Below are 23,135 nucleotides of genomic sequence, written 5' to 3'. Positions count from 1 at the left end.
AAAGACTAAAGACTAAAGACTAAAGACTAAAGACTAAAGACTAAAGACTAAAGACTAAAGACTAAAGACTAAAGACTAAAGACTAAAGACTAAAGACTAAAGACTAAAGACTAAAGACTAAAGACTAGAGACTACCTTGATCCGGTAATTCGGGTTATACTAATTTTTATTGTAAATACAGGAGGAGAGAAATATGAAGGCTGTAGCCATAAATGGAAGTCCCCGTAAGGGAGGAAACACCGAGGTCCTTCTAAGAAAGGTGCTGAAGCCGCTCACGGAAGCGGGGTGGGAGACGGAGTTCGTTCAGCTTGGGGGAAAGAAGATCAGGGGTTGCACGGCATGTTACCGGTGTTTCACCACCAAAGACGGCCGGTGCAGCGTAGATAACGATGTCTTTAACGAGTGCTTCGAAAAGATCCGTGGCGCCCAGGCGGTAATCCTTGGAACACCGACGTATTTTACCGACGTGAGCGCCGAAATGAAGGGCCTTCTCGACCGTGCGGGATTGGTGAGCATAGCCAATGACGGACTCCTCCGTGGCAAAATAGGGGCGGCAGTAGTCGCGGTACGGCGGGGCGGCGGCACCCACGCCTTCGATACGATCAACCATATGTTCCTCATGTCCGGGGTGATCGTACCCGGCTCGACATACTGGAATCTCGGATTCGGCCTGGAAAAAGGCGAGGTAAAGGACGACGAAGAGGGCTTGCGGAACATGATGGACCTGGGCAAAACCATCGCCTGGCTAGGCGCGGCTATGGCCCCCCGAATGGATAGTTACCCCAAAGCCATAACAGCTGAGGGACGATAGAGCCAACCGTCGTAGACCGTCTCTTTATAGTCTTTCACTATCGACTAGAGACTAACGACTATCGACTGCCTTTCGACTATCGACCGCGTCTCGGCTGTCACAATTATGACCTCTCGTCCAATATGTGACGAACTGCCTCGGCCATTTCGCGGTTTTCGAGAGGTTTCATGAGAAAGGCTTGAATCCCCGCCTCCTTGGCCTTCGTTGGTGAGATGTCTTCGCTGTATCCTGTGCAGATAATGATCGGGATATTGCCTCTGAGTCTCAGCAACTCCATTGCGAGATCCATTCCCGTCATGTGAGGCATTGTAAAATCGGTAACTACCAGATCGAACGTATCCGGTTCTTCCCGGAAGATCTCCAGGGCTTCTTTACTGCTCGTGGTCGCGACCACTTCATAACCGAGTCTGTTCAATCTCTGTCTGTTCAATTCGACCAGAAGGTCCTCATCATCCACCACCAATATGCGCTTCTTTCCTGCTGTCGAAGAAAAGACTCCTGCGTGTTCTTCGGATCGATCCATTCTTTTTTCCGGGGGACATCCATATATGTTTACCCTCATAGTTTCCTTTCCTCGTAAATTTCGTATGTCTTAATGCAAATTTGATTCCAAAAAAACGACTAGCGCCGAGCATGAAATCAAGAGGTTTCTTGTCCACGGATTTGATCTGCCAAACCATAGTGTCTTATTTCCCCTCGCCTTCAGCTTTCGTGTGTCTGATTGCTGATGAGTCCGCACTGTAGGGGAATGGCGAGACTCTCCGGTTCCGCGGCAGTTCAGTCGGCCGCACCTGTTCTTTATCGAATATCCAGTGGGATTCTTAAGGCGACAGGGACCGTGTTCAATAGGACATATCGCGTTTTTTGCTGCAGTTTATCGCGAAGGGGTTAGTTGAGTTTCAGGGCGACCCTGGTGATTCCGTCGGGCAACCGGGTCGATTTAAACCCCATTTTTCTGCTGAGGCCCAACATTTTAGTATTCTCCGAGAGCACGATTCCGTAAATCTCGGGAAGACCTTTGTCCAATGCAATTCCAATGGTGAGGTCGAGGAGTTTTTCCCCAAGGCCTTGTCTTTGGAAATCGTCGGAGACGAGAAGGGCAAACTGCCCGTATTCCGTGTCGGGTTCGACAATGAGCCGTCCGCCGCCGATGATTTTTTTGCGATCGCGCTCTTTCAGTTCAACGGCAATGGCGATCTCTCTATCATAATCTATGTTGCAAAAATGCATCAGCATCTTGTGATTGATCTCCATAGCGCCGAAAAACCTCACACGAAGCGTTTCTTCGGACAGGGCGGACATCATTTCCTTTATCAGGGGTTCATCTTCGGCCTTGATCGGTCGCAACAATACTTCTCTTCCGTCACGGATTTTCCAGGGCATGATATACCGGGACGGATAGGGCATGATCGCAAGGTGTGGGTATTGCCTATCGCTCTTTCGATAATTGCCGTCGATCTGAATCGTTGCCGCTCTTGCGTAGACCCGGTAATCGGGCAGCACCACCGCTTCAATTTCAACCTCGGCGATCTCTGGAAAATCTGCAACGAAATTGGCAAAGTTAATGAGAAATTCTTCCATGAGGTTCGCACCGGATTCGTTTCCCCAAGGGAACTCTGCGTCCTCCATCAAGCGTTTTGCCAGAACTTGATTGAGTGGCGGCAGCCCAACGGCAAAACCGGAGCGGTACCTATTCTTGCCATTCATCGATATAAGAAGAATTATGGTCCCGAAATCGATATCTCTCATCGACCTTACCGCCCATTCATCGATGGCCGGCTCCGAACCTCCCGTTCCCTCTTCCCATGTCTCTTTTTCCAGGAGGGGGAACCCGTAGTTTCGGATAAATTGGGTCCCTTCCTCCCCGGTAAGGACCTCCTTATGTTCTTTTCCCGCATTTTGTATGATTGCCCTTAAATGATTTGTCAGTCTCATTTTATTTTCGGGGAGTTCTTCGGGTGTCTCGTTCACCACCATGATATTTCTGTGGTAATTATACATGTACATATACGCCCTGACTGCGTCTTCCGGGGTGTCATAGACCGGTATGCCTGTTTTTTTGAGGATTTCGATGCCTTCCTGTGAATATTGGCGTCCCATCCAGACTGCAATAAGCGGCTTGGCTGTCTTCATGGCAGGCCCGGCAATCTGCCTTGCCAGCTCACAGGGGTCACAAAAAGGGGATGGCGTATAAATAATGAGGGCGCCGTCGACTTCGTCCTCTTTCAAACAGACAGCTAATGCGGCTAAATAATGTTCGATTCCCGCCCGTGCGGATAAGACGACAGGACCGATCCCCCTCGGGGAATCGGTCTTTATGTCTTTAAGGGCCTCCACGCCTTGTCCGGAAAACCCGGCAAGGCGGCCTTTCTGCTCTATAAGGATATCAGTCGCTATTATGCCCATGCCACCCGAATTAGTGATAACGGCCAGTCTGGAACCTTTCGGGAGAGACTTGGAGACAAGAACCGCGGCAGTATCGAAAAAATCCTCCGTCTCTTTTGCCCTCACTATGCCCACCCGTTTGAAAGCAGCATCGTAGGCCATGTCGTTTCCGATTTCCGGACCTGAACCTATTTTTGTGGTTTGCGGATATCGCCCGGGTTTTAAGACCACAATAGGCTTATTTCTCGCAAAACATCGTGAAGCGCTCAGGAACTTCCTCGCATCTTTTATCTGTTCGAGATAAATCATGATACTTCTGGTGAAGTAATCTTCCTGGAGAAAATCGATGAGATCGGCAAAATCAACATCGACCATAGAGCCAAGGGATGCGAACATGCTGAGACCGATATGATTATCTATACCCCAGTAACACATCGCGCTTCCCATGGTGCCGCCCTGAGAGATAAAAGCCGTGTTTCCCGGTAAGGGGCGAATGGGAAGGAAGGTGGCATTCAGCCTGTCATTGGGCAACATGATGCCGCTACTGTCCGGTCCGATTATCCTTAGACCGTAATTCTTCCTTATCTCCCGCAGTCCCTTTTCAAGATCTATTCTCTCCTCCGTAGTGGCACAGGGACCGGAGGAAAGAATAACCGCCCCTTCCACTCCCCCTTTACCGCACTCTGCGGCCACATTTAAAACCAGTTCATCGGGTAGGGCAATGACCGCAAGATCGATGTGCTCGGTGATATCGGAGATAGAGGGATAGCAATCGAGGTGAAGCACCTTCCTCTTATCCCGATTTACCGGAAATAGTTTCTTCCCGCCCGAGGAGAGCAGGTTGTCGAGCACGGATCTTTCGACGGAGCCTTCCCGGTCGTCCGCGCCTATGAAGGCAATAGTCTCCGGATTAAGCGTCTTCTTCAGGTCGCCCACGGCTGCTCCAGGTCGCTGGAATTTGTCTCCATTGTCCCCCAGTTTCAAATATATTTCAAGGATGATCTCATGAAAAGCCTATGTTCGCCCTATTCGTTCCTTCCAATCTTTTGTTGACATGACCTTATTTTTTTTCCGAAGGCAATGCCCAGCTTTGTCATCCTGTGCCTCAAAGTGTTGGGATGGAGGCCGAGGAGTTCGGCCGCCCCGCCGGGACCGTGTATCTTCCCCATGGTTGCCGCAAGGACATCCCGAATGTGGGTAGCCTCTACCTCTTCAAGGCGTCGGAAGGTGCGATCCGGTCCCTCCCTTCCCCTTTCAGGCATCTCTTCTGAAGGGGCCAGGAGGTCCGGGAAATGGAGAGGTTCCCCTTTGCCGAGCACAATAGCCCGTTCTATCACATTATCGAGCTCGCGAACATTTCCCGGCCAATGATATTCGAGGAGCCGGTCCATCGAGGTGGGGCCCAGTTGCGGGAGACCGGGCAATGCCATCTCCCGGGCCTTCCGCTCCATGAGGTAATAGACGAGGGCCGGGATATCCGTCTTTCTTTCTCTGAGAGGTGGCAGGAAAATGGGGAAGACGTTGAGCCGGTACCAGAGGTCTTCCCTGAAGGAACCCTTGCCGACCATGCTCGCGAGGTCCCGGTTGGTTGCCGCGATGATCCGGACGTCCACCATTATAGGGGAGGCGCCGCCCACTCTTTCGAATTCCTTTGTCTGGAGCACCCGTAAGAGCCGCACCTGTACCGCGGGGGGAAGCTCCCCCACCTCGTCGAGGAAGAGGGTGCCTTCGTGGGCCCGCTCGAAGCGCCCCCGTTTCCGGTTGATCGCGCCGGTAAATGCCCCTTTTTCGTGGCCGAAGAGCTCGCTGTCCACCAGGCCCTCGGGCAGGGCGCCGCAGTTCACTTTGATAAAGGGTCCGCCCCTGCGGCCGGAAAGGTTATGGATCGCATTGGCGATCACCTCCTTACCCGTGCCCGTTTCCCCGAGCAAAAGGACGGGGCTCGCGAGGGGCGCCACCTGGCGCACCATTTCCATGGTATGGCGAAGGCCGAACTCCTCGCCCACCACGGTCTCGCCCGAGCGCCGGGCCAACTCCCGCTGAAAGTAACGGCTTTCGTCGGCCAGGGCCTCGCTCAACCGGAGGACCTGATCATGCTGGAGGCTGTTCGACAAGGCCATCCCGAAAGGCTCATTGAGAAGGGCGAAGAGACGCGCGTGCTCCCCCGTAAAGGCGTCAGGGCCGTCGGCACGCAGGACAACTGTGCCGGGGCGGTGATCCTCGAGGGTAAGACGCATCACGAGAACGGAAGAATCCGGTTTTCCCAAGGCCCTCCCCATGAGCCTGGTGGCGGGGTCCTCCTGAGGTCGGTTCACCACCTGGACGTAGGGCGTTTGTTCGGTTTTAAGTGCCAGGGAGGGATCGAAGGGCATGGGTATTACCCCGCCCACGGTCGTGCCGCCTGAGGAGTCCGCCCGCGCGACCGTGCGGACTGCCTTGAGTCCGAAGTCATAAATATGGAGGAATAGCTCGTCAGCCGGCATCATCGTCCCGAGATACGACAGGGTCTTCAAGAGAGCATTCTCAATCTTCAAGGTGCTCAATATGGCAAGACAGGCCTTGCGAAAAAAATCGTTTTCATCAATCATGGCGGATTGCACTCACCTTTTGTCTTTTTAAGTACCATATATGGGAATTATAGATAGTACTACCATATGTGGTTAATAATGTCACCATATATGGTAATAGAACCATTCTCCTATTGCGGTAAGTATATGAAAATATGGTGGTATCTTCTGTGGCATGGGAATGGCAAAGAAAAGAGACAGGAGTGCAAAGAACCCATAGCAGAGAGAAGGAGGACCACCATGATACCCTTTACCGCAGAACAATTTTTAGCCCTTTTTGCCCGTTACAACCTCGCGATCTGGCCGCTCCAGATCATCTTTTATTTCATAGGCGCCGCCGCGATCCTGCTTCTCATGAGACACAAAAGAGGGAGCGACCGGATCGTTTCCGCAATCCTGTCCTTCCTGTGGCTCTGGAACGGCATAGCCTACCATTTTCTCCATTTTTCCCAGATAAATCGCGCCGCCGTTTTCTTCGGTATTCTTTTCGTGGTGCAGGCGATTCTCTTTGCCTATTTCGGAGTGATCAAGGGGGAGATGGCCTATGGCCTCAAGAAGATCGGGCCACGGCAGGTCTTCGGGCTTGCGGTCATCGCCTATGCAATGGGCATCTATCCGGTTCTCGGAGCGCTGGCGGGCCACGGCTTCCCCTTCTCACCCATGTTCGGCGTGGCGCCCTGTCCCACCACCATCTTTACCTTCGGCCTCTTCCTTCTCACTACCCGCTCCGTGGCCTCACCCCTCCTCGTCATTCCCCTTTTCTGGTCCGTGATAGGGTTCGGCGCGGCCCTGAGCCTCGGAATCACCGAGGACATAGGGCTCATCGTCGTCGGCGTGTCGAGCGTCATTATCCTGGTGATGCAGGGACGGAGGGTGAAGAATATTCACCGGTTGTTCCATGGGGTTGCCCGTTGAAATTATCCTGTCCCATGACATACTATAAGGAAAGGGAGGTGGCGCAATGGCAGGATACATCGAAGCAAGGAGCCGGGCGAGCCTCTTTTTCTGCCTCTTGGTGGTTCTTGCTCTTATGGCGCCGGCCCTTCACGCGGCCGGAGATGGAAAGGAGGCAGGAAAAGTGAGGGGCCAGGGAGGCGAGCAGGGCCTTCTCGACGAATGTGCTGCCAGGGGGACGGTGAAGGTACTCGTAAAGGTGCCACTCGGAAACGGCAAAATCTCCGCGACAGAGGAACAAAAAGGCGCTGCAATCGCCGAAGCCCAGGACCGTCTCGTGAGGGAGCTTTCGGAAAAGGGGCTGAAGCCCGTCCAATCCTACAAGTACAGGTATACGCCCTTGATGGCGATGACGGTGGATACGGAGGTCCTTAAAGCCCTTCTCGCCTCGGATAACGTGGAAAGCGTCGAGGCGGACATACCGGTGCGGCCGACAAAAGGCGCCGGATAGGTATCGCCGGATGAGATCCTATTCAGCTATCACTTCATAAAACTCAGGAGAAGGACCCCCATCGAGAAGGGGTGTCACCCGTCTGCCCGCTTCCGTATGGGCAGCACTCGCCTGCATGGCAATAAACCCCTCCCGGCTTTCATACTCCACGATAGAAACATAATTCCCCCCATCCCCAGGCTTAAGAAGCCTCCGCGCCACAAAACCCTTCATAGGACGCAACTGATCATTAGACCAGGAAAACCACTCCAGAAATTCTTCCTCCTTTCCGGGTTTAAGAGAAGGAAAACGGACAAGAGCTATAAACATGAGCGACTCCTTTTTTTCAAACTATATCACAAAGACTGTCAGCCGCCAATTGTTCGCAAGGCGAGGTAGTACCCCCCGTGTCAAAGTAAGGGGGGATGGGGGGAGCATTCGCCGCCTTTTTCCGCCCCAAGTTTTGTCTGCCCGGAGCGTGCACGGGAGCACATCAGGCAAGCCCTTCCGCCCCTCCCCGTGTTGACAATTCCAGGCCCTAAAGGTTATAAAAGATAGATTCCATTCAGGAGGCTGATCTGGCACATTTCATTCAATTCCGAACAATTCCCGATCACCGGGGCAACCTGACGGTGATCGAAAAAGAGATCCCCTTCGAGATAAAGCGTATCTACTACATATACGGGGTGCCCACTGATTCGGTCAGGGGCGAGCACCGGCACTTCAAGACCGTCCATGCCCTGATCTGCCTCAAGGGGAGCCTCGAGATATATGCCAATAACGGAAAGACGGAAGAGAACTTTGTCCTTGACAGGCCCGACCGGGGGCTCATAGTCCCGCCGGAGGACTGGCATTCCATGTATAACTGGAGTAAAGACGCCTTCCTCCTGGTCCTCGCGTCGGAGTATTACGATCCCGCCGAGTATATCGCGGAAGCCTATCCATGATTGAGTACGAGAACCTGGGGCAATTCAACCGGCCCTTCTTTGATGAACTCCTTGGGAGCTTCAGAGATTCACTCGAACGGGGATGGTTCGTCCTTGGGAAGAAGGTGGAGGGATTCGAGAAGGAGTTCGCCGCGTACACGGGCTGCCGTCACTGCGTGGGAGTGGGTTCGGGCCTCGACGCCCTTATCCTGTCGCTTTTGGCCCTGGGCCTCGAAAAGGGTACCGAGGTCATCGTCCCTTCGAATACCTATATCGCCACGATCCTTGCCGTAATCCACGCCGGTCTGAAACCCGTCCTCGTGGAGCCCGACATAAAAAGCTATAACCTCGACCCCGCGAAAATCGGGGAAAAGATCACCCCCCGGACCGGTGCGCTCCTCGTCACCCACCTCTACGGCAAGGTCTGCGACATGGGACCCATCATGGAGACCGCGGCGGCACACGGTCTCAGGGTGGTGGAAGACTGCGCCCAAGCCCATGGCGCAAAGTACAGGTCGAAGAAGGCAGGGGCATTTGGAGATTTCGGGGCCTTCAGTTTCTATCCCACCAAGAATTTGGGCGCCCTCGGAGACGGGGGCGGGATCACCACGGGCGACGACGAGCTGGCCGAAAAGATCAGGAAGCTGAGAAACTACGGGTCCGGGATGCGCTATAGAAACGAGCTCGTGGGGTTTAATTCCCGTCTCGATGAGATCCAGGCCGGATTCCTTTCGATCAAATTAAAAAAGCTGGATGAGATCAACGGCCACAAGAGAGATCTTGCCCGGCTCTACCACGATTATCTGAAAGAAGACTTCATAAAGCCCGAGGTAAAAGAAGATTTCTTCGATGTCTACCACATCTATTCGATCCGCCATCCCGAGCGCGACAGGCTGAGAGATTATCTTTTGAATGAAGGGGTGAAGACGGATATCCATTATCCCCTCCCTCCCCACAGGCAGGACGCACTTATTGGGGTTGTCGATGATGGGCCTTACCCTGTTTCGGAAGAGATCCATAAAACCATCTTGAGCCTCCCTATCTCGTTTTTCCATCAGGAAGATGAGATATTAAAGGTTATCGAGGTCATGAACCGCTTTTAAACAAGAACCTCACCCCTCCGGTTAACGGAGATCCGTCGCATGTCCCCTTTGCAAAAAATAATCGAAGTGCTTATGTTAGCCAATGGAGAGGCCGCGCAAAAAGCGAGGGGATTCTGTCATTTTCCTCCGAAAGTCCTCCGTACCGGCCTTTCATAAGGAGGTATAAAATGGCGGAATCACAGGGAGCGAAGATGGACGTAAAGGAAATGATGGAAATTTATGAGAAGCTTGCCATCCCGGGAGACCCTCATAAACTTCTTGCCGCGCTGGAGGGGAGTTGGACTACGAAGACCGTTTTTTGGATGGAGCCGGGCAAGCCGCCCATGGAGGCCACCGGCACGTGCGAGCAAAAAATGATCATGGACGGGCTCTTTTTGGAGCAGGTGTATGGTGGAGATATGATGGGGAAAAAATTTACCGGCATCAACATCATCGGATATAATAATTATACGGGGCGGTATGGCTCCGTCTGGATCGATAATATGGGCAGCGGCATTTACTGCTTCGAAGGGTCCGAAGGTCCGGACGGAAAGAGCATCATTCAGGAGAGCCGTTATGACGACCCGGTTCAGGGCGCGACCCGGTGGCGCAGCATAATGAGGATCAGGGATGACCGCACGGTCCTCTACGAGGCCTCGATCACCGGAAAAAGCGGCAAGGAAGAGAAGATGATGGAGATGACCCTTACCCGGAAGGCCTGATTCATCTCCTTGCCTGAAGCATCACCCCGGCAGGATTTTTTGGACGCGAGAGGAGAGGTAATGGCGGGAAAAGCGATCTGGAAGGGCTTTATCCATTTCGGGGAATTCAGTGTGCCGGTCAAGCTCCATACGGCGGTCAGGGAGCAGGGAATCCAATTCCACCTCCTTCATGAGACGGATCGGGTGAGGCTCGCACAGAAGATGATCTGCGCATATGAAAAACTTCCTGTTCCCAGGGAAGAGCAGGTGAAGGGATTCGAGGTGGAGGAAGGGAAATATGTCATTGTGGACCCTGAAGAGCTGGAACACGCCGACCCCGAGGTGAGCCGGGCGATCGAGGTCCATGAATTCGTGAAGGCCGGCTGGATCGACCCGATTTTCGTCGACCGCACCTATTACCTCGGACCCGATGCGAGTACCGGGCAGTATAAGGCCCTGGCCGGGGCTATGGGGGAAACGGGCGTGGAAGGGGTATGTACCTGGGCCATGAGAAAGCGCTCTTATTTCGGGGCACTCAAGGTGGAAGGAAAGGTCCTGCGCCTTCAGACCTTGAGGTATGCAGACGAGGTGATGGCAATCGGCGCCCTTGAATTGCCGGATATTGCCGTGTCTCAGAAAGAGCTGGAGATCGGCGCCGAATTGATCGGGAAGCTGACCGTTCCTTTCGAGCCCGCAAAATTTCAAAACGAGCACCTGAAAAAAGTGCAGGAGCTGATCGAGAAAAAGGTCAGGGGCGAAGAGATCGCCATCAGGCGTGTGAGGCGGGTGAAACCGACGGAGTCGGACAAACTGCTTCAGGCCCTGGAGGCGAGCCTGAAGAAGGTCGCCTGAAATGAGAGGCCGCCGCTCGAGCCCTCCCCGGGCAAGGAAGCCGCCTGAAGGCGGCAGTGAGATAACCCCCCATGTGATGTGGACCGGCACGATCAGTTTCAGCCTTGTGGCAATTCCGGTCCAACTGACAAAGGCAGTCGATTCGGGCCGAGTCTCTTTCCGGATGCTCCACGAAAAGGAATATTCCCCCCTCCAGAGAAAGATGTATTGCCCCGAGGAAGACAGGGAAGTCCCCCCGGACGAGATCGTGAGGGGCTATGAGATAGGACCGGACAAATATGTGCTCGTCGCGGATGAGGAATTGGAGTCGGTGTCGCCCGAGCGGAGCCGCACCATAGAGATCGTCGAATTCGTGGACCTGAAGGAGGTGGATACGATCTATTATGACCGCCCCTATTACCTCGTCCCCACGAAGGGCGGCGAAAAGGCCTACAGGCTCCTGGTGGAGGTGATGGCCCGGACCCGGAAAGCGGGGCTGGCAAAACTGATACTGAGCGAGAGGGAGTATCTCGTGGCGCTCAAGAGCACGGGGGCCGCCCTGACCGTGATTACTCTCCATTACCAGGACGATATCCTGTCCCCGGTCGAGCTGGAGATCAAAGGCGGAGAGGGACCGGGAGAAAGGGAAGTCATGGAAGAGATGAAGGGCGCGATCAGGAAAATGACCGGCTCTTTTGACCCGGCTAAATATGCGGACGAGCGGCGAAAGAAAATCATCGAGCTCATAAAAGAGAAAGTGAAGAAGGCAGCGCCCGTAGAAGCCCCCCAAGGGGTCGAAGGGGAAGAACAGGCAGGGCCGGCCGACCTGATGGCCGTGCTCGAGGAGAGCTTAAAAAAGGTGAAAAGAGACCGGTGAGTAAAACATTTGCCGACGTGGCGGGGAAAAGATTATCTCTCGCCAACCTGGACAAAGACTTCTATCCCTCCTATGGCTTTACCAAGGCCCAGGTCCTCGATTACTACTTCCGTATCTCTCCTTACATGCTGCCCCATCTCAAAGACCGGGCCCTTACCCTGAAACGGTATCCCGACGGCGCGGAAGGGGATTCCTTTTTCGAGAAGCGCTGCCCCGTCCATCGCCCCTCCTGGGTCCCGACCGGGGAGATCCCCCTCGAGGGAGGCGAGCGGATGACCGTCTGCCTCGCCAACGACCTCAATACCCTCATCTGGGTGGAGAACCTCGCATCCCTCGAGCTCCATGTCCCCCTGGCGAGGGCCGATGCCCCCGAGGCGCCCGATTCCGTGGTCTTTGACCTCGATCCCGGCGAAGGTGCCGATATTATCGACTGCGCGAAGGTCGGATTTATCATCAGGGATCTCCTCATTGGCCTCGGCCTGAAAAACGTGGTAAAGACTTCGGGCAGAAAAGGGCTTCACGTCTATGTGCCACTTGACCGTTCGGAGACTACCTTCGACGATACAAAGCTTTTCTCGAAAAGCGTGGCGGAGATCCTCGCCCGAAACTACCCCGACCTCATCACCGCGAAGATGGCGAAGGAGTATAGAAAGGAGAAAGTCTTTATCAACTGGTCGCAGAATGACGCATCGAAGACTATGGTCTGCATCTATTCACTACGGGCGGCGAAAAAACCGACCGTATCCTTTCCCCTCACGTGGGAAGAGCTCGAAGAGGCGGTGGAGAAAGGCAACAGGGAAAAACTCGAGATTACCCATTCCGAGGCGTTGGCCAGGGCTGAAAAGACGGGCGACCTCTTCCGGGCGATGATCTCCGGGACCCAGAGACTCCCCAATGTCTGATATGGGATCTCTTAAAGATTACGAGAAAAAGCGGAAGTTCGACGAGACCCCGGAGCCGAAGCCCGACAATCAACCCCCCAAAGAGCACCTTATTTTCGTCATCCATAAGCATGCGGCGCGGGCACTCCATTACGACCTCAGGCTCGAGCTGGAAGGGGTGCTCAAGAGCTGGGCCGTACCGAAGGGGCCGACCCTCGACCCGAAGGTGAAAAGGCTCGCTCTCATGGTGGAAGACCATCCCTTCGATTATAAGGATTTCGAAGGATTGATACCCGAAGGAAATTACGGCGCGGGCAGCGTGATCATCTGGGATAAAGGCACCTATCACCACCCCTCGGCCGTCGGGCCCGAAGAAGGGGAGAAGCTCCTTCGGGAAGGGCTGAAAAAAGGGGATTTCAAGTTCGTCCTGGAAGGGGAGAAGGTGCGTGGAGAGTTTGCCCTGGTGAAGACAGGAAAGGACGGGAATTCGTGGCTTCTCATCAAAAAGAAGGACCGATTTGCAACGGGGGAGGATATTTTGGGCCTCAATCTCTCCGTGGAGTCCCACAGGAGCCTCGAAGACATTTCGGGAGAGGCGCCGAAGGAGGCGTTCCGCCGGAAGAAGGTGAGCCAGATTCGCGCAAGGGAGACACAGGAAGGGGACGTTCTCAGGGGCGCACCGGCCGGGCCCATGCCCCATCTCGTCAAGCCCATGCTCGCCACATTGATCAAGGAACCCTTCAACAACCCGGACTGGCTTTTCGAGATAAAATGGGACGGATACCGCGCCATTGCGGAAATTAAAGGAGGGAATGTCTCCCTCTATTCCCGGAACCTGCTCTCTTTGGGCAAGAAGTTCTCCCCTGTCGTCGATTCCCTTAAGCTGCTCAGATTTGAAGCGGTTCTCGACGGGGAGGTGGTGGCCGTAGACGAGGATGGACGGCCCGATTTCCAGATGCTCCAGGACTTTCAGAAAACGGGGAAGGGTCACCTCATCTACTATCTATTCGATATCCTTTATTTCGAGGGTCGTGACCTGACCCGCCTGCCCCTGCTCAAGCGGAAGGAGATCCTGAAGAAGATTCTCCCCCCGGACCCGAGATTAAGGTTCAGCGACCACGTAAAGGAAGAGGGCGTGCTCTTCTTCGGCCTCATAAAAGAGAAAGGGATTGAAGGGATGATGGCCAAGGATTCACGGAGCATGTACATCCAGGGCAGGAGGAGTAAACAATGGCTCAAAGTAAAGGCTCGCCTCACTGAAGATGCGGTGATTGCCGGGTTTACCGAGCCGCGGGGGATGAGAAAGAATCTCGGAGCCCTTGTCCTCGGGGTATACGAGGGAGATAAACTCGTCTTTATCGGCCATGCGGGAGGAGGGTTCGATACGAAGACCCTCCGGGAGATGAGGGGAAGACTCGATCCCCTGGTCCAGGAAGCATGTCCCCTCTCCGAAAAACCCAGGACCAACATGCCCGTCACATGGGTAAAGCCGGAGCTGGTGGCGGAAGTCACGTTCCACGGCTGGACCAATGAAGGCTATATGAGGCAGCCGGTATTTCTGCGGCTCCGGGAGGATAAGCCCGCCCGCGAAGTGGTGCGGGAAATACCGGTGGCGCCGGAAGGGACGCCGGAAGGGACGCCGGAAATACCGATAACGCCCGAAGATGAACCGGAAGAGAAGGTATGAGGCTCTACGTTGGTGCAAGCGGCTATGGATATAAGGCATGGAAGGGACAATTTTACCCTCCCGAAATTCCCGCAGGAAAAATGCTCGGCTTTTATTCGGGCCTGTTTAACGCAGTCGAGATCAATAACACGTATTACCGCATGCCTATTGAGCGTGTCCTTCTCTCGTGGGCGGAGCAGGTGCCCGAGGATTTCATCTTCACCTTTAAGGCGCCTCAGATCATTACCCACCTGAAACGGCTGAGAATGGTGGAGGAAGAAACGGCCTATCTTTTCAAAACCCTTTCCGTCCTGGGTCAGAGGCTGGGGCCGGTACTCTTTCAATTCCCCAGGAATTTTCATATCGACCCCGTGGTATTCGGGGATTTTCTTCGTCTTCTGCCCGAGCGCGTGGAATGCGCCTTCGGCTTTAAAAGCCCGTCCGCGCCCGACCCTCGGGTCCTCGACCTACTCAGGGCAAATGGGTGCAGTTACTGCACCATCGATTCCGACGAGAATCCCGCTCGTGAGATCATCACCACCGCAAAATGGGGGTACCTGCGCCTGCGCCGTGCGCGCTATGGGGACCACGTTCTCTCTTCCTGGACGAAGCGTATTCAGTCGACGGGATGGGAAAAGGGATTTGTCTTTTTCAAGCATGAGGAGGCGCCGGAAGGGCCGGAGGATGCACTACGTTTTCGGAAGCTCCTCGGTTCAGACCATAAACCCTGATTGTACGAGGGTTTGTTCCGTCTCCACGAGCAGCCGCCAGAGGTTTTCACTATCCCCGAGCCCCAGCTTTACCAGGTAATAGGCGATACTGAGCCCCGCACGGGCGCGGAAGAGCTCCACCTGAAGGAGGAAATCGGGAGGCCGCTCATCCGCGGTGGCCAGGTAGGCGTCGAGAAAGAGCTCCTCGGGAGCCGAAGCACGGATTTCCGGGTAATCCTGAAACTGGTTCCGGTACTGGGCGACAAAGTCGCCCACGTCGAAGGCAGGGGGCAGGCAGTAGGAGCTGTCGAAATCAATGGCCGCCGCGTAAAGCGTCTCGCGCCTGCCCTTTTTATCCTGGCCGATGTAAATATTTTTTGGGTGATAATCTCCGTGGCCCTGAACGAGGTATTCCTCCTTGTCCGCGTAGAGGGTTTTCTCCCATTTTCCGACGGCCTCGGTGATCTCCGCGATCCTCCTCGTATAGGTATGGTGCTCCGTCGCGAAGCCATCCACATACCGCGCGAGGCGCCTGGACTCGACTTCCAGGAATTCACCGGGCGCCGTGATCCGGAGCTTCAGGTTGTGGAGCTTCGCCAGCCATTGCGCGGAAAGACGGAGAAAATCGCGCCTTTCTTCCGTGTCCGATTGGACAAGCTTCTCGAACAGTGAATTTCCCTTGAGCCCTTGTTCGATCAGGACTTTATCTTCATGGTCGCCGTCGATAAATTTGGCGATGCGATAGGGCCCTTCATTGAACCCGTGACGCGACAGCTCCTCGACGATATAGAAGGAGCGCTCCGCCCGGAGCCATTTCGACGTGTCCCGCAGTCGCTTGATAATGATCCGCTCCCTGCTCTCGTCCTCTCCTTTCGTGCCTATGGTGATTTCTTCCACTTGCGTATTGGCGCCTTCCTTGGGGATTTCTTTCACCAGGGGCCTGCACCGTCCGCTGACGATCTCCCGGGCGAGCTCCTCTGCCGTCACTACGGGATGGTCGAAGAGGGTGGGATAGAGCCCTGCGTAGCTGCCTGCATGGGTGTCCGTGCCCGCGAGGGCGGTAAATTTCAGGCGGTGCCAATCCCGTAGCCCCCTTGCATTCTCGGCCACCGAATGATTGGAGCTGAATATTTCGATACCGTTAAAGGCAGGGTTGGTGAGTTCCTGATCGTTGGGCGCTCTTCCGTTCCGATAGGGATGGGCGAAGACAAGGGCTGCCCGGGGATACCGGGACCTGATCTCGGGCAGACGCGTCCCTTTGGATATTGTCTCATCAGCGCCGTAGACAAGCACGTCCCCAAAATCGGCGGTAGAGACCTCCTGCCCCGAGAGGACGACGAAATATCCGGGCACGCCGGCTGCCCGGGCGAGGTCTTTCAGGTCTTCATCTTTCCAGAGGTGGTGATGGTCCGTGATGACGAGCCCCTGGAGGCCCTTGCGAACCATCATAGCGATGAGGTCAAGGGCCTTCACATGGCTGCACGTCGAGAATTCCGAACTATGGCAATGCATCTCAAGCAGCATACGCAATAATCCTGACGCAGGTTGAGAGGTGAACTATTTCTTGTTTGCCAAATCCACGTTGATTTTGAGCCCTTTGATCTGCTTGTTGTTCATGATGGCAATGACGTCTTCGGCAAATTTTTTCGGCACGTCAACGAAGGTGTACTTGTCGTAGACCTCTATTTTGCCTATCCGTTTTCCAGGTATACCGGTTTCTCCCGCGATAGCGCCCAACACGTCTTTCACATCGATCCGCTGATTGCGGCCGATACTCACATAGAGCCGCGCCATCTCTTCCTTGGTATGAAATTCCGGGATTTCCTCGACATCTCCCGAATGGCCTGACGATCCATCCGCTCCGAGACTCAGCTTGAGCAGGGCGGCCGCGACGTCCACCGCCGCAAAGTCCTGGACCACGAGGCGTTCCACGAGGTTGGTGTAATGTTCGAGCCCGCCTTGTTCGACCATCTCCTTTACCTTATCGAGAAAGGCATTGAGCCTTATCTCTTCCACGTCCGTAAGGGAAGGCACCTTCTGGCGCTCTATCTTTACATTCGCATAAGACTGGATCTCCCGAAGCTTGTAGACTTCCTTCCCTACCGCGAAAGTGAAGGCCTTGCCCGCTTTTCCCATCCGGGCGGTCCTTCCGATGCGGTGCACGTAATATTCTTCGTTCTGGGGGAGGTCGTAGTTGAAGACCGCCTCGATGTCCTCCACGTCGATTCCTCTCGCGGCAACGTCAGTGGCAACGAGGATCTCGAAGGCGTTGCTCCGGAACTTCCCCATGGTACGGTCCCTCTGGGCCTGGGTCATATCGCCGTGAAGCCCGTCGGCGAGGTATCCCCGGACCTGGAGGTTCGCCACCACCTCGTCCACCTTCCGCTTGGTATTGCAGAAGACGAGAGAGAGTTTGAGGTCGTACATATCGATGAGACGGGAGAGGGCTTCGAGCTTCATGCTCTCCCTGACTTCGAAGTATATCTGCTCCACGTTCGGGACGGTCAGTTGCTTGTGGACCACCTTGGCGTGCTGGGGATCTCTCTGGTACCTCTTGGTGAGGTCGAGGATCGGTTTCGGCATGGTGGCGGAGAAGAGCAGGGTCTGCCGCTCCTTGGGAGTCTCCTTGAGAATGGTTTCGATGTCGTCGATAAAACCCATGTCGAGCATCTCGTCGGCTTCATCGAGGACTACCACCTTTACCTCGTCCAGCTTGAGGTTCCCCCGGTTGATGTGGTCTATGGTACGCCCGGGCGTGCCGATGATGATCTGGACGCCTTTCTTGAGGGCGAATATCTGACGGTCAATGGGCTGTCCTCCGTAAATTGGGAGGACCTGAACGTCTTTTTTGTATTTCGAGAGCTTCTTGAATTCTTCCGCTACCTGGATGGCAAGCTCCCGGGTAGGGCAGAGGATGATGGCCTGGGGCTTCCGGTTCTTCGGCTGGATCATTTCCAGGATTGGAATGCCGAAGGCCACGGTCTTGCCGGTGCCCGTCTGGGCCTGGCCGATCACGTCCTTCCCCTGAAGTATGAGGGGAATGGCCTCGGACTGAATGGGCGTAGCTTCCTCAAAGCCCATGTTTTCAATGGCTTTCATCATTTCTTTCGATAAATTGAGTTCTTCAAATTTCAATGGGTCCATAGGTGGGTATTCTTATCTCCTTTTTCCGTTAAGATCACAATAGGACAGCTTAGATGCAATTTCAAGTTTCCGCTGGCGGGGCAGTGATAAAACTTAGGGTAAATACTACCACAATCGGCCGTAAAAAGCAAAAGGAATCGGCCATAGGGGTGCTAGAAGGGGGTAATGGGGGCGGGGGATGGCATAGGTGCCATGGATGTTTTCAGCTGAGGGAAATAGGAAAGAGCCCTTCCTTCATTATGTTTGTCCTTTGCGCAATTCAGCAGCAGCCCGGACCGCATGAGGGGTCGTCTTCGGGGAGGGTGCAGCAGCAGGAGCCTTTTCTTCCGAGGAAGGAATTGATCACCGCGGCGGCGCAGCCGACACCTACTTTTACCGTGATTGCGCCGAAGGAACAGTTTTTCACGCATGCACCGCATTCTATGCAGGCGTCACGGTTGGCGATCTCGGCTTTGCCATTCGGCATGGCGAAGACTGCCCTGGGGCAGACGACAAGGCAGGTTCCGCAGCCCTTGCATTTGTCGGGGGTGAGGGCCAGGGTTACCACATTCCTGAGATAGGTGAGATCTTTCATATCATCCTCAATAGGCAAGAAATGACGAAAACCATAGGACTATACCCACAATCCCGCAGGCGACCTGGAGGGGTACGGCCCGGGCCATCTCTTTCCTCACTCCCGAAAGGGAGGTAAAGGTGGAAGAGCCGGTAAAATTCATGGCCCAGTATGTCGATATCGCCGGGATCAGGAGGAGCCATGCATAGATTTCGAGCGCGGGGGCACTATTACCGCACACCAGGAAAAAGAGGAGGGAGCCCGCGATACCGGGTAAAACCCCCTTTGCGGCGAAGGACTTCCCCGGGAGCCATGGGAGAAATAAAGGGGTGCAGACCGCGCCTGCCATCGTGCCCAGAAAGAGGGCGAGGAGGGCGTTGAGACCACTTTGAATCGCGGCATGAAGGGAAATGCCCGAGAGAAAAAAGCTGATCAAGAAGAAGGCGAAGAGGATGGGGATTCCTATTTTTATTGCCCCCATGAGCTCGACAGGCACCAGGACGAGTCTCTCCGCAATGGGAAAGTGCTTAATTCTCATGGCGGGGGTCGCTTTAAGGCCTGAATCGAGGAATGCCGGAATATGGTCGGCTTCCACCGGTCCCCAGAGCGCGCTGAAGCCGGAACGTCTTTTCACCTCGAAGGCTGCCACACCCGGCGCGGAAAGCTGGGGGAGGATAAGGGTGCGGTGATTGACGATCTCGCCGAGACGGCATGCCGATATCCTGAGGAGAAGCTCCTCGGTCCCGAAGGTGCCCTTGCCTGCGGCGCACCAGACATTTATGCCTTTGGTATCGAGGACCAGAATCCAGCCGTTGCGCCCCGAAAGGGCTTCTCTCAGCTTATCGAAGCTCAATTTATAATTTGCGGTCACGAAGACGGGATCGTCAGGCAACGGATCACGCAGCGCGTAAAGGCCGGGATCGACCGTATAGCTCATTCTCCCGATTCCGAGACGGACTTTGATCGTGCCGAGCCTGTCATCTCTCGTGAGGAAGGAATAAACCCGGGGTACAGGGCCGGCCGGTGTCTCGATGACCCCGTGCACAAAGGATTGATCGACGCGCGGAGGGCTCACCTGAGCCGCGGGAGAGCCCCCTCAGCAGGGAGCAGGCGCCTGGAGGGTGATGAGGTCGCCCGTATTTATTTCGGTATTATCCATGAATGGCCTATCATGTAATTATAGCACCACATGACCCGGTTATCCAGCCGGATGTTCTTTGAATTTGATTGACGGGGTGGTAGAATGTGAGCCTGCGATGGAGTAACCTGCGCTTCCGGCCAAAGGGGGGGTATGAACAAGGCGAAATTATGGTCCAAAGAATTCGGCGCTATGCTTCTTACGAACCTGGCCCTGGCGTCCGCCTTTTACGCGCTCCTTCCCACGCTACCCGTCTACCTCACGAAGAGCCTCCATTTCAGTCAGGGAGACGTGGGGCTTGCGGTGGCGGCCTTCTCCATATCGGCCATAATCATCCGGCCCTTCTCCGGTTATTTTATGGACAATTACCACCGGTTGGCCATATTGCTCATATCCCTCTTCTTCATGACCCTTATCTTCGGCTCATATTTGTTTGCCACGACCGTGGCGGGGATGCTTCTGCTCCGCCTTGCCCACGGTGCGGCCTTCGGGGTCTTCACCTCCTCGGCGGCGACGATCGTTGCAGACCTTCTTCCTGCCGGAAGAAGAGGGGAGGGAATCGGCATCTTCGGCCTGACCATATCCCTTGCCATGATGATCGGCCCCCTGGTCGGCCTCAAGCTCCTTACCGGCCACGGATCGACCGTCATGTTCCTTTCTATCCTGGCCATTTCCCTCTTTTCCTTCCTATGCGCCCTCGGCGTGAGGATCCGCTATAAAAAAGCCGTGAGAAAAAAATTTTCTTTTGCCGGCCTTTTTCACACGAAAGCCATGCCCGTCTCTTTGGCAATGTTCTTCGTCATGGTCGTCTACGGCGCTCTCATCGTCTTTGTGAGCATCTATGCCCTGGAAAAGGGATTTACCAACATCACTTCATTCTTCCTCTATTTTGCGCTCTCCATCATGCTCTCCCGCTTCTTTCTGGGAAAGCTCTTCGACAAGGGGTATGTGCTGCTCCTGGTGACGATCGGTCTCACCCTCATCGCCGCCGGTATGATTTGGCTGGGCCTGGCAGGGAGCCAGGTACAATTCCTCCTGGCGGGAATGGTCGCGGGCTTCGGGTTCGGGACCCTCATGCCCACAGGGCAGGCCAAGGTAAACAATCTCGTGGGACAGGCCGAGCGGGGTGCGGCCAATTCTACCTACTTCGTCTCCTATGATCTCGGCATAGGCGCGGGAGCACTCCTCGTGGGATTCATGTCGGATAAGATGAAACTGGCGGATATTTATATCTACAGCTCGTCCTTGATTCTCATTGCGGCAGCGATCTTTTTCATCAAGGCCATTCCCCATTACCACGTTCATAAAATAGGGTCGGGCGCGAGCGATAATTGATCGGGAATTGAAGCTCTATGGGATGGCGGGAACAAAGACCGTAAAGGTGCATCCTTTGCCGGGTTTGTTTTCTACATTGATCCTGCCCCCATTCGCCTCCACCAGTCTCTTGGTGAGGGAGAGACCCAGGCCTGTTCCTTCTCCTTTCTTCTTGGTGGTGAAGAAGGGCTCGAAAATCCTCTCCAGGTTTTCAGGCGGTATGCCGGGGCCCTCGTCCGATACACTGATGCACACCTCCCCGTCATTTTTCCATGTCCGAATCGAAATGGGGCCGCCTTCGGGCATGGCCTGGGCGGCATTCATAAGGAGATTGACAAGGGCCTGCTGGATATGAATTTTTTCGATGGAGACCAAGGGAAGCCTTTCCGTCTTCTCTACGGAAAGGGTCACCTGTTTAAACCGGGTCAGGTGATGCTCCATAAAGAGCACCGTGTCGTCTACCACCGCATCGATGGTAACCGTCTCCTTTTTCGGCTCTTCCATCCGCGCGAATTCGAGGAGCTTCATCAATATCTCGGTGAGCCTGCCCGCTTCGTTGTCAATCAGCTTCGCATATTCCTGAATCCGGTCCTGATCGGCTGCGCGGCCGATCCTTTTTGCAAAACCCTGTATGGCGATGAGAGGATTTTTTATTTCATGGGCGATGGAGAAGGCCATCTCGCCGAGGGTGGAAAGCTTGTTCGCCCGGGTATATTCCGCCTCGAAACCCTTGATCCGCGCGTCCCTGCGCCTGATGGCTTTTATCTTTTCGTTGAGGGCGAGGTAGACGTCGTTTAGCTCGCCGATATTTGTTTCGAGGATTTTGTTTCGCGATTGGGAGAGGCTTTTCGTCTCCTCAAGCTCTATTTCAAGTTCTTTCTGCCTCCGGAGCAGGGAATCGGTCTCTTCCGACATCAGTAGAGGAGCACCTCGAACTCGCAATAATTGTAGCCCGACGACCAGCTTTTCGTCTGGGTCGATTTTGCCTTTCTCTTATAGACCTTTTCGAGAAGGCCCGCGATGATGCCGCTCTCCATGTCGCAAAACATCTCGCCCGTGTACGTGAAGCCCGCGCAGGTAATGCACTCGCGGAGCTTGACCACCACGTGGTCTTCATCCACCACTTCAAGCTCAGGGATCCCCACTTTGAGGGTGATTACCTGATTTTTGAACTCCTCGACGTCGGCCGCCTCGAACATGGCGCCTATCTGCTTTCCCATCATGTACAGGGTCGTGCCCGATGACTCGCCCAGGATGTGCCTCATCCCCGTGATCCTGAGCGCCCGGTAGAGGAGTAGCGGGATATCCTGGCCAAGTTCCGGTCTCACGACGCGGCTGATCTCTTCGAGCCCGTACTCTTTCATGGAAGCCCCTTAAGCACGTCTTTCATCTGTTCGTGGATGAGTCCGTTGGTTACAAGGATCTCATCAGAGTAGATGGAATAGTCGACGCCTTTGAAATCGGTTACCACGCCCCCTGCTTCCCGGACGATAAGGACGCCGGCGGCAACATCCCAGGGGTGGAGCTTGAGCTCCCAATAGCCGTCGAACCTGCCCGCGGCGATATAGCCGAGGTTAAGGGCGGCGGAGCCGTCTCTGCGCACCGCCTGGGATGCAAAGAGAAAATTGGTGAAATGGTCGATATTGTTCCTGCCCTTCACGGCCATATCATAAGGGAAACCGGTGCAGACGAGAGATTGCCTGAGGTCGGCGATGGCCGAGACGTGAATGGGGTCGCCGTTGAAAAAGGCGCCCTGACCCTTCCGGGCATAGAAAAGCTCGCGAAATACGGGGTTATATACCACACCCACGATAATCTCCCCATCCACTTCATAGCCTATGGAAGTGCAGAAGAAGGGGTAGCCGTGAGCATAGTTGGTGGTGCCGTCGAGGGGATCGACGATCCAGCGGTTCTTTTTGCCGTCAAAACTATTCGCCTTCTCCTCGGCGATCACCTCGTCATCAGGAAATTTTTCACTGATGAGGGCGATGATCCGCTCCTGGCAGGCTATGTCCACCTCTGTGACCAGATTGATCTCTCCCTTATGGCGTATCTCAAACCGCTTCCCGTAGAAATCCCGCTGAATGTTCCCTGATTCATAGGCCAGATCGATCGCAAATTCGAGTAATTTGTCCATAGGGACTATTCTAATAAGAACGGGTGTG

At 54.7% G+C, this 23,135-nt stretch carries 23 protein-coding genes; 12 read left to right on the top strand and 11 right to left on the bottom strand.

All coding sequences use genetic code 11. The features are described from left to right. The first annotated feature begins 193 nt into the window (after nt 1–193). Nucleotides 194–811 carry a flavodoxin family protein gene (locus VGJ94_09215; GenBank protein HEY3276786.1) on the top strand — a complete coding sequence of 206 codons (618 nt, stop codon included), beginning with the start codon at nt 194–196 and terminating at the stop codon, nt 809–811. Nucleotides 812–914: 103 nt separating this feature from the next. Here VGJ94_09215 and VGJ94_09210 read toward each other — a convergent pair whose 3' ends face one another. From VGJ94_09210 to VGJ94_09200, 3 genes are all read right to left on the bottom strand, one after another. Beyond that, the gene (locus VGJ94_09210) at nt 915–1,334 is read right to left on the bottom strand and encodes a response regulator (protein HEY3276785.1); all 420 of its coding nucleotides are present in this window, start codon (nt 1,332–1,334) and stop codon (nt 915–917) included. A gap of 365 nt (nt 1,335–1,699) precedes the next feature. After that, entirely contained in the window at nt 1,700–4,132 is a 2,433-nt protein-coding gene (locus VGJ94_09205) for a GNAT family N-acetyltransferase (GenBank protein HEY3276784.1), read from the bottom strand. Between the two features lie 89 nt (nt 4,133–4,221). Then, nucleotides 4,222–5,784, bottom strand: coding sequence for a sigma 54-interacting transcriptional regulator (locus VGJ94_09200; protein HEY3276783.1), 1,563 nt, complete (start codon nt 5,782–5,784; stop codon nt 4,222–4,224). 219 nt (nt 5,785–6,003) lie between these two features. Between VGJ94_09200 and VGJ94_09195 the strand changes: the two genes are divergently transcribed. Together VGJ94_09195 and VGJ94_09190 are read left to right on the top strand one after the other, a co-directional pair. Continuing rightward, nucleotides 6,004–6,678, top strand: a complete 675-nt coding sequence (locus tag VGJ94_09195; GenBank protein HEY3276782.1) for a DUF6064 family protein — start codon at nt 6,004–6,006, stop codon at nt 6,676–6,678. Between the two features lie 46 nt (nt 6,679–6,724). Further along, nucleotides 6,725–7,168: a hypothetical protein gene (locus VGJ94_09190; protein ID HEY3276781.1), complete on the top strand. Its 444-nt coding sequence runs from the start codon at nt 6,725–6,727 to the stop codon at nt 7,166–7,168. A gap of 18 nt (nt 7,169–7,186) precedes the next feature. Here the strand turns inward: VGJ94_09190 and VGJ94_09185 are convergent, their stop codons facing one another. Then, the gene (locus VGJ94_09185; protein HEY3276780.1) at nt 7,187–7,477 is read right to left on the bottom strand and encodes an antibiotic biosynthesis monooxygenase; all 291 of its coding nucleotides are present in this window, start codon (nt 7,475–7,477) and stop codon (nt 7,187–7,189) included. A 224-nt stretch (nt 7,478–7,701) separates the two neighbouring features. Between VGJ94_09185 and VGJ94_09180 the strand changes: the two genes are divergently transcribed. The 8 genes from VGJ94_09180 (at nt 7,702) to VGJ94_09145 (ending at nt 14,842) form a co-directional block, all read left to right on the top strand. Further along, nucleotides 7,702–8,094 carry an FdtA/QdtA family cupin domain-containing protein gene (locus tag VGJ94_09180; GenBank protein ID HEY3276779.1) on the top strand — a complete coding sequence of 131 codons (393 nt, stop codon included), beginning with the start codon at nt 7,702–7,704 and terminating at the stop codon, nt 8,092–8,094. Continuing rightward, on the top strand, nt 8,091–9,176 hold the full coding sequence (locus VGJ94_09175; GenBank protein HEY3276778.1) for a DegT/DnrJ/EryC1/StrS family aminotransferase: 1,086 nt from the start codon (nt 8,091–8,093) through the stop codon (nt 9,174–9,176). Before VGJ94_09180 ends, VGJ94_09175 begins: the two co-directional genes overlap by 4 nt. Nucleotides 9,177–9,343: 167 nt before the next feature. Next, on the top strand, nt 9,344–9,877 hold the full coding sequence (locus tag VGJ94_09170) for a DUF1579 domain-containing protein (protein ID HEY3276777.1): 534 nt from the start codon (nt 9,344–9,346) through the stop codon (nt 9,875–9,877). A gap of 60 nt (nt 9,878–9,937) precedes the next feature. After that, nucleotides 9,938–10,708: a Ku protein gene (locus VGJ94_09165; GenBank protein ID HEY3276776.1), complete on the top strand. Its 771-nt coding sequence runs from the start codon at nt 9,938–9,940 to the stop codon at nt 10,706–10,708. A gap of 1 nt (nt 10,709) precedes the next feature. Continuing rightward, nucleotides 10,710–11,564, top strand: a complete 855-nt coding sequence (locus VGJ94_09160; protein ID HEY3276775.1) for a Ku protein — start codon at nt 10,710–10,712, stop codon at nt 11,562–11,564. After that, complete coding sequence (ligD, locus tag VGJ94_09155) at nt 11,561–12,466, top strand: non-homologous end-joining DNA ligase (GenBank protein HEY3276774.1); 906 nt, start codon at nt 11,561–11,563, stop codon at nt 12,464–12,466. Before VGJ94_09160 ends, ligD (VGJ94_09155) begins: the two co-directional genes overlap by 4 nt. Then, on the top strand, nt 12,459–14,132 hold the full coding sequence (gene ligD / locus VGJ94_09150; protein HEY3276773.1) for a non-homologous end-joining DNA ligase: 1,674 nt from the start codon (nt 12,459–12,461) through the stop codon (nt 14,130–14,132). The genes ligD (VGJ94_09155) and ligD (VGJ94_09150) overlap by 8 nt, the downstream gene beginning before the upstream one ends. Continuing rightward, a complete protein-coding gene (locus VGJ94_09145) occupies nt 14,129–14,842 on the top strand; it encodes a DUF72 domain-containing protein (protein ID HEY3276772.1) in 714 nt (237 codons plus the stop codon). The genes ligD (VGJ94_09150) and VGJ94_09145 overlap by 4 nt, the downstream gene beginning before the upstream one ends. Here the strand turns inward: VGJ94_09145 and VGJ94_09140 are convergent. From VGJ94_09140 to hgcA, 4 genes are all read right to left on the bottom strand, one after another. Then, nucleotides 14,825–16,345: a phosphotransferase gene (locus tag VGJ94_09140; protein ID HEY3276771.1), complete on the bottom strand. Its 1,521-nt coding sequence runs from the start codon at nt 16,343–16,345 to the stop codon at nt 14,825–14,827. The two genes, VGJ94_09145 and VGJ94_09140, sit on opposite strands and share 18 nt — an antisense overlap. A 33-nt stretch (nt 16,346–16,378) precedes the next feature. Beyond that, nucleotides 16,379–17,965, bottom strand: a complete 1,587-nt coding sequence (locus VGJ94_09135) for a DEAD/DEAH box helicase (GenBank protein ID HEY3276770.1) — start codon at nt 17,963–17,965, stop codon at nt 16,379–16,381. A 259-nt stretch (nt 17,966–18,224) separates the two neighbouring features. Continuing rightward, on the bottom strand, nt 18,225–18,539 hold the full coding sequence (hgcB, locus tag VGJ94_09130) for a mercury methylation ferredoxin HgcB (GenBank protein ID HEY3276769.1): 315 nt from the start codon (nt 18,537–18,539) through the stop codon (nt 18,225–18,227). A gap of 7 nt (nt 18,540–18,546) precedes the next feature. Continuing rightward, on the bottom strand, nt 18,547–19,593 hold the full coding sequence (gene hgcA, locus VGJ94_09125; protein ID HEY3276768.1) for a mercury methylation corrinoid protein HgcA: 1,047 nt from the start codon (nt 19,591–19,593) through the stop codon (nt 18,547–18,549). Nucleotides 19,594–19,809: 216 nt separating this feature from the next. Here hgcA and VGJ94_09120 point away from each other — a divergent pair, with 216 nt between their 5' ends. Then, the gene (locus VGJ94_09120; GenBank protein ID HEY3276767.1) at nt 19,810–20,991 is read left to right on the top strand and encodes an MFS transporter; all 1,182 of its coding nucleotides are present in this window, start codon (nt 19,810–19,812) and stop codon (nt 20,989–20,991) included. Nucleotides 20,992–21,006: 15 nt separating this feature from the next. Here the strand turns inward: VGJ94_09120 and VGJ94_09115 are convergent, their stop codons facing one another. From VGJ94_09115 to VGJ94_09105, 3 genes are read right to left on the bottom strand one after another with little or no spacing between them, the layout of a single operon-like run. Continuing rightward, nucleotides 21,007–21,885: an ATP-binding protein gene (locus VGJ94_09115; protein HEY3276766.1), complete on the bottom strand. Its 879-nt coding sequence runs from the start codon at nt 21,883–21,885 to the stop codon at nt 21,007–21,009. Then, nucleotides 21,885–22,334, bottom strand: coding sequence for a DUF2507 domain-containing protein (locus VGJ94_09110; GenBank protein HEY3276765.1), 450 nt, complete (start codon nt 22,332–22,334; stop codon nt 21,885–21,887). The genes VGJ94_09115 and VGJ94_09110 overlap by 1 nt, the downstream gene beginning before the upstream one ends. Further along, nucleotides 22,331–23,107 (bottom strand): inositol monophosphatase family protein, encoded by a 777-nt coding sequence (locus VGJ94_09105; GenBank protein ID HEY3276764.1) that lies wholly within the window; start codon nt 23,105–23,107, stop codon nt 22,331–22,333. The genes VGJ94_09110 and VGJ94_09105 overlap by 4 nt, the downstream gene beginning before the upstream one ends. Nucleotides 23,108–23,135 lie beyond the last annotated feature (28 nt).

The organism is Syntrophorhabdaceae bacterium (genome assembly GCA_036504895.1).
Taxonomy (GTDB): domain Bacteria; phylum Desulfobacterota; class Syntrophorhabdia; order Syntrophorhabdales; family Syntrophorhabdaceae; genus PNOM01.
Note: the sequence above shows the minus strand (reverse complement) of the source record. Positions and strands in the feature narration are given on the sequence as shown.

Excerpts from the sequence above, each read along its gene's own strand:
- VGJ94_09145 (HEY3276772.1), top strand. The coding sequence starts at position 14,129 with ATGAGGCTCTACGTTGGTGCAAGCGGCTATGGATATAAGGCATGGAAG.
- hgcB (HEY3276769.1), bottom strand. The coding sequence starts at position 18,539 with ATGAAAGATCTCACCTATCTCAGGAATGTGGTAACCCTGGCCCTCACC.
- VGJ94_09195 (HEY3276782.1), top strand. The coding sequence starts at position 6,004 with ATGATACCCTTTACCGCAGAACAATTTTTAGCCCTTTTTGCCCGTTAC.
- VGJ94_09200 (HEY3276783.1), bottom strand. The coding sequence starts at position 5,784 with ATGATTGATGAAAACGATTTTTTTCGCAAGGCCTGTCTTGCCATATTG.
- VGJ94_09140 (HEY3276771.1), bottom strand. The coding sequence starts at position 16,345 with ATGCTGCTTGAGATGCATTGCCATAGTTCGGAATTCTCGACGTGCAGC.
- VGJ94_09210 (HEY3276785.1), bottom strand. The coding sequence starts at position 1,334 with ATGGATCGATCCGAAGAACACGCAGGAGTCTTTTCTTCGACAGCAGGA.
- ligD (HEY3276773.1), top strand. The coding sequence starts at position 12,459 with ATGTCTGATATGGGATCTCTTAAAGATTACGAGAAAAAGCGGAAGTTC.
- VGJ94_09115 (HEY3276766.1), bottom strand. The coding sequence starts at position 21,885 with ATGTCGGAAGAGACCGATTCCCTGCTCCGGAGGCAGAAAGAACTTGAA.
- VGJ94_09175 (HEY3276778.1), top strand. The coding sequence starts at position 8,091 with ATGATTGAGTACGAGAACCTGGGGCAATTCAACCGGCCCTTCTTTGAT.
- VGJ94_09135 (HEY3276770.1), bottom strand. The coding sequence starts at position 17,965 with ATGGACCCATTGAAATTTGAAGAACTCAATTTATCGAAAGAAATGATG.
- VGJ94_09215 (HEY3276786.1), top strand. The coding sequence starts at position 194 with ATGAAGGCTGTAGCCATAAATGGAAGTCCCCGTAAGGGAGGAAACACC.
- VGJ94_09165 (HEY3276776.1), top strand. The coding sequence starts at position 9,938 with ATGGCGGGAAAAGCGATCTGGAAGGGCTTTATCCATTTCGGGGAATTC.
- VGJ94_09170 (HEY3276777.1), top strand. The coding sequence starts at position 9,344 with ATGGCGGAATCACAGGGAGCGAAGATGGACGTAAAGGAAATGATGGAA.
- VGJ94_09160 (HEY3276775.1), top strand. The coding sequence starts at position 10,710 with ATGAGAGGCCGCCGCTCGAGCCCTCCCCGGGCAAGGAAGCCGCCTGAA.
- VGJ94_09110 (HEY3276765.1), bottom strand. The coding sequence starts at position 22,334 with ATGAAAGAGTACGGGCTCGAAGAGATCAGCCGCGTCGTGAGACCGGAA.
- VGJ94_09120 (HEY3276767.1), top strand. The coding sequence starts at position 19,810 with ATGAACAAGGCGAAATTATGGTCCAAAGAATTCGGCGCTATGCTTCTT.
- VGJ94_09105 (HEY3276764.1), bottom strand. The coding sequence starts at position 23,107 with ATGGACAAATTACTCGAATTTGCGATCGATCTGGCCTATGAATCAGGG.
- VGJ94_09190 (HEY3276781.1), top strand. The coding sequence starts at position 6,725 with ATGGCAGGATACATCGAAGCAAGGAGCCGGGCGAGCCTCTTTTTCTGC.
- VGJ94_09185 (HEY3276780.1), bottom strand. The coding sequence starts at position 7,477 with ATGTTTATAGCTCTTGTCCGTTTTCCTTCTCTTAAACCCGGAAAGGAG.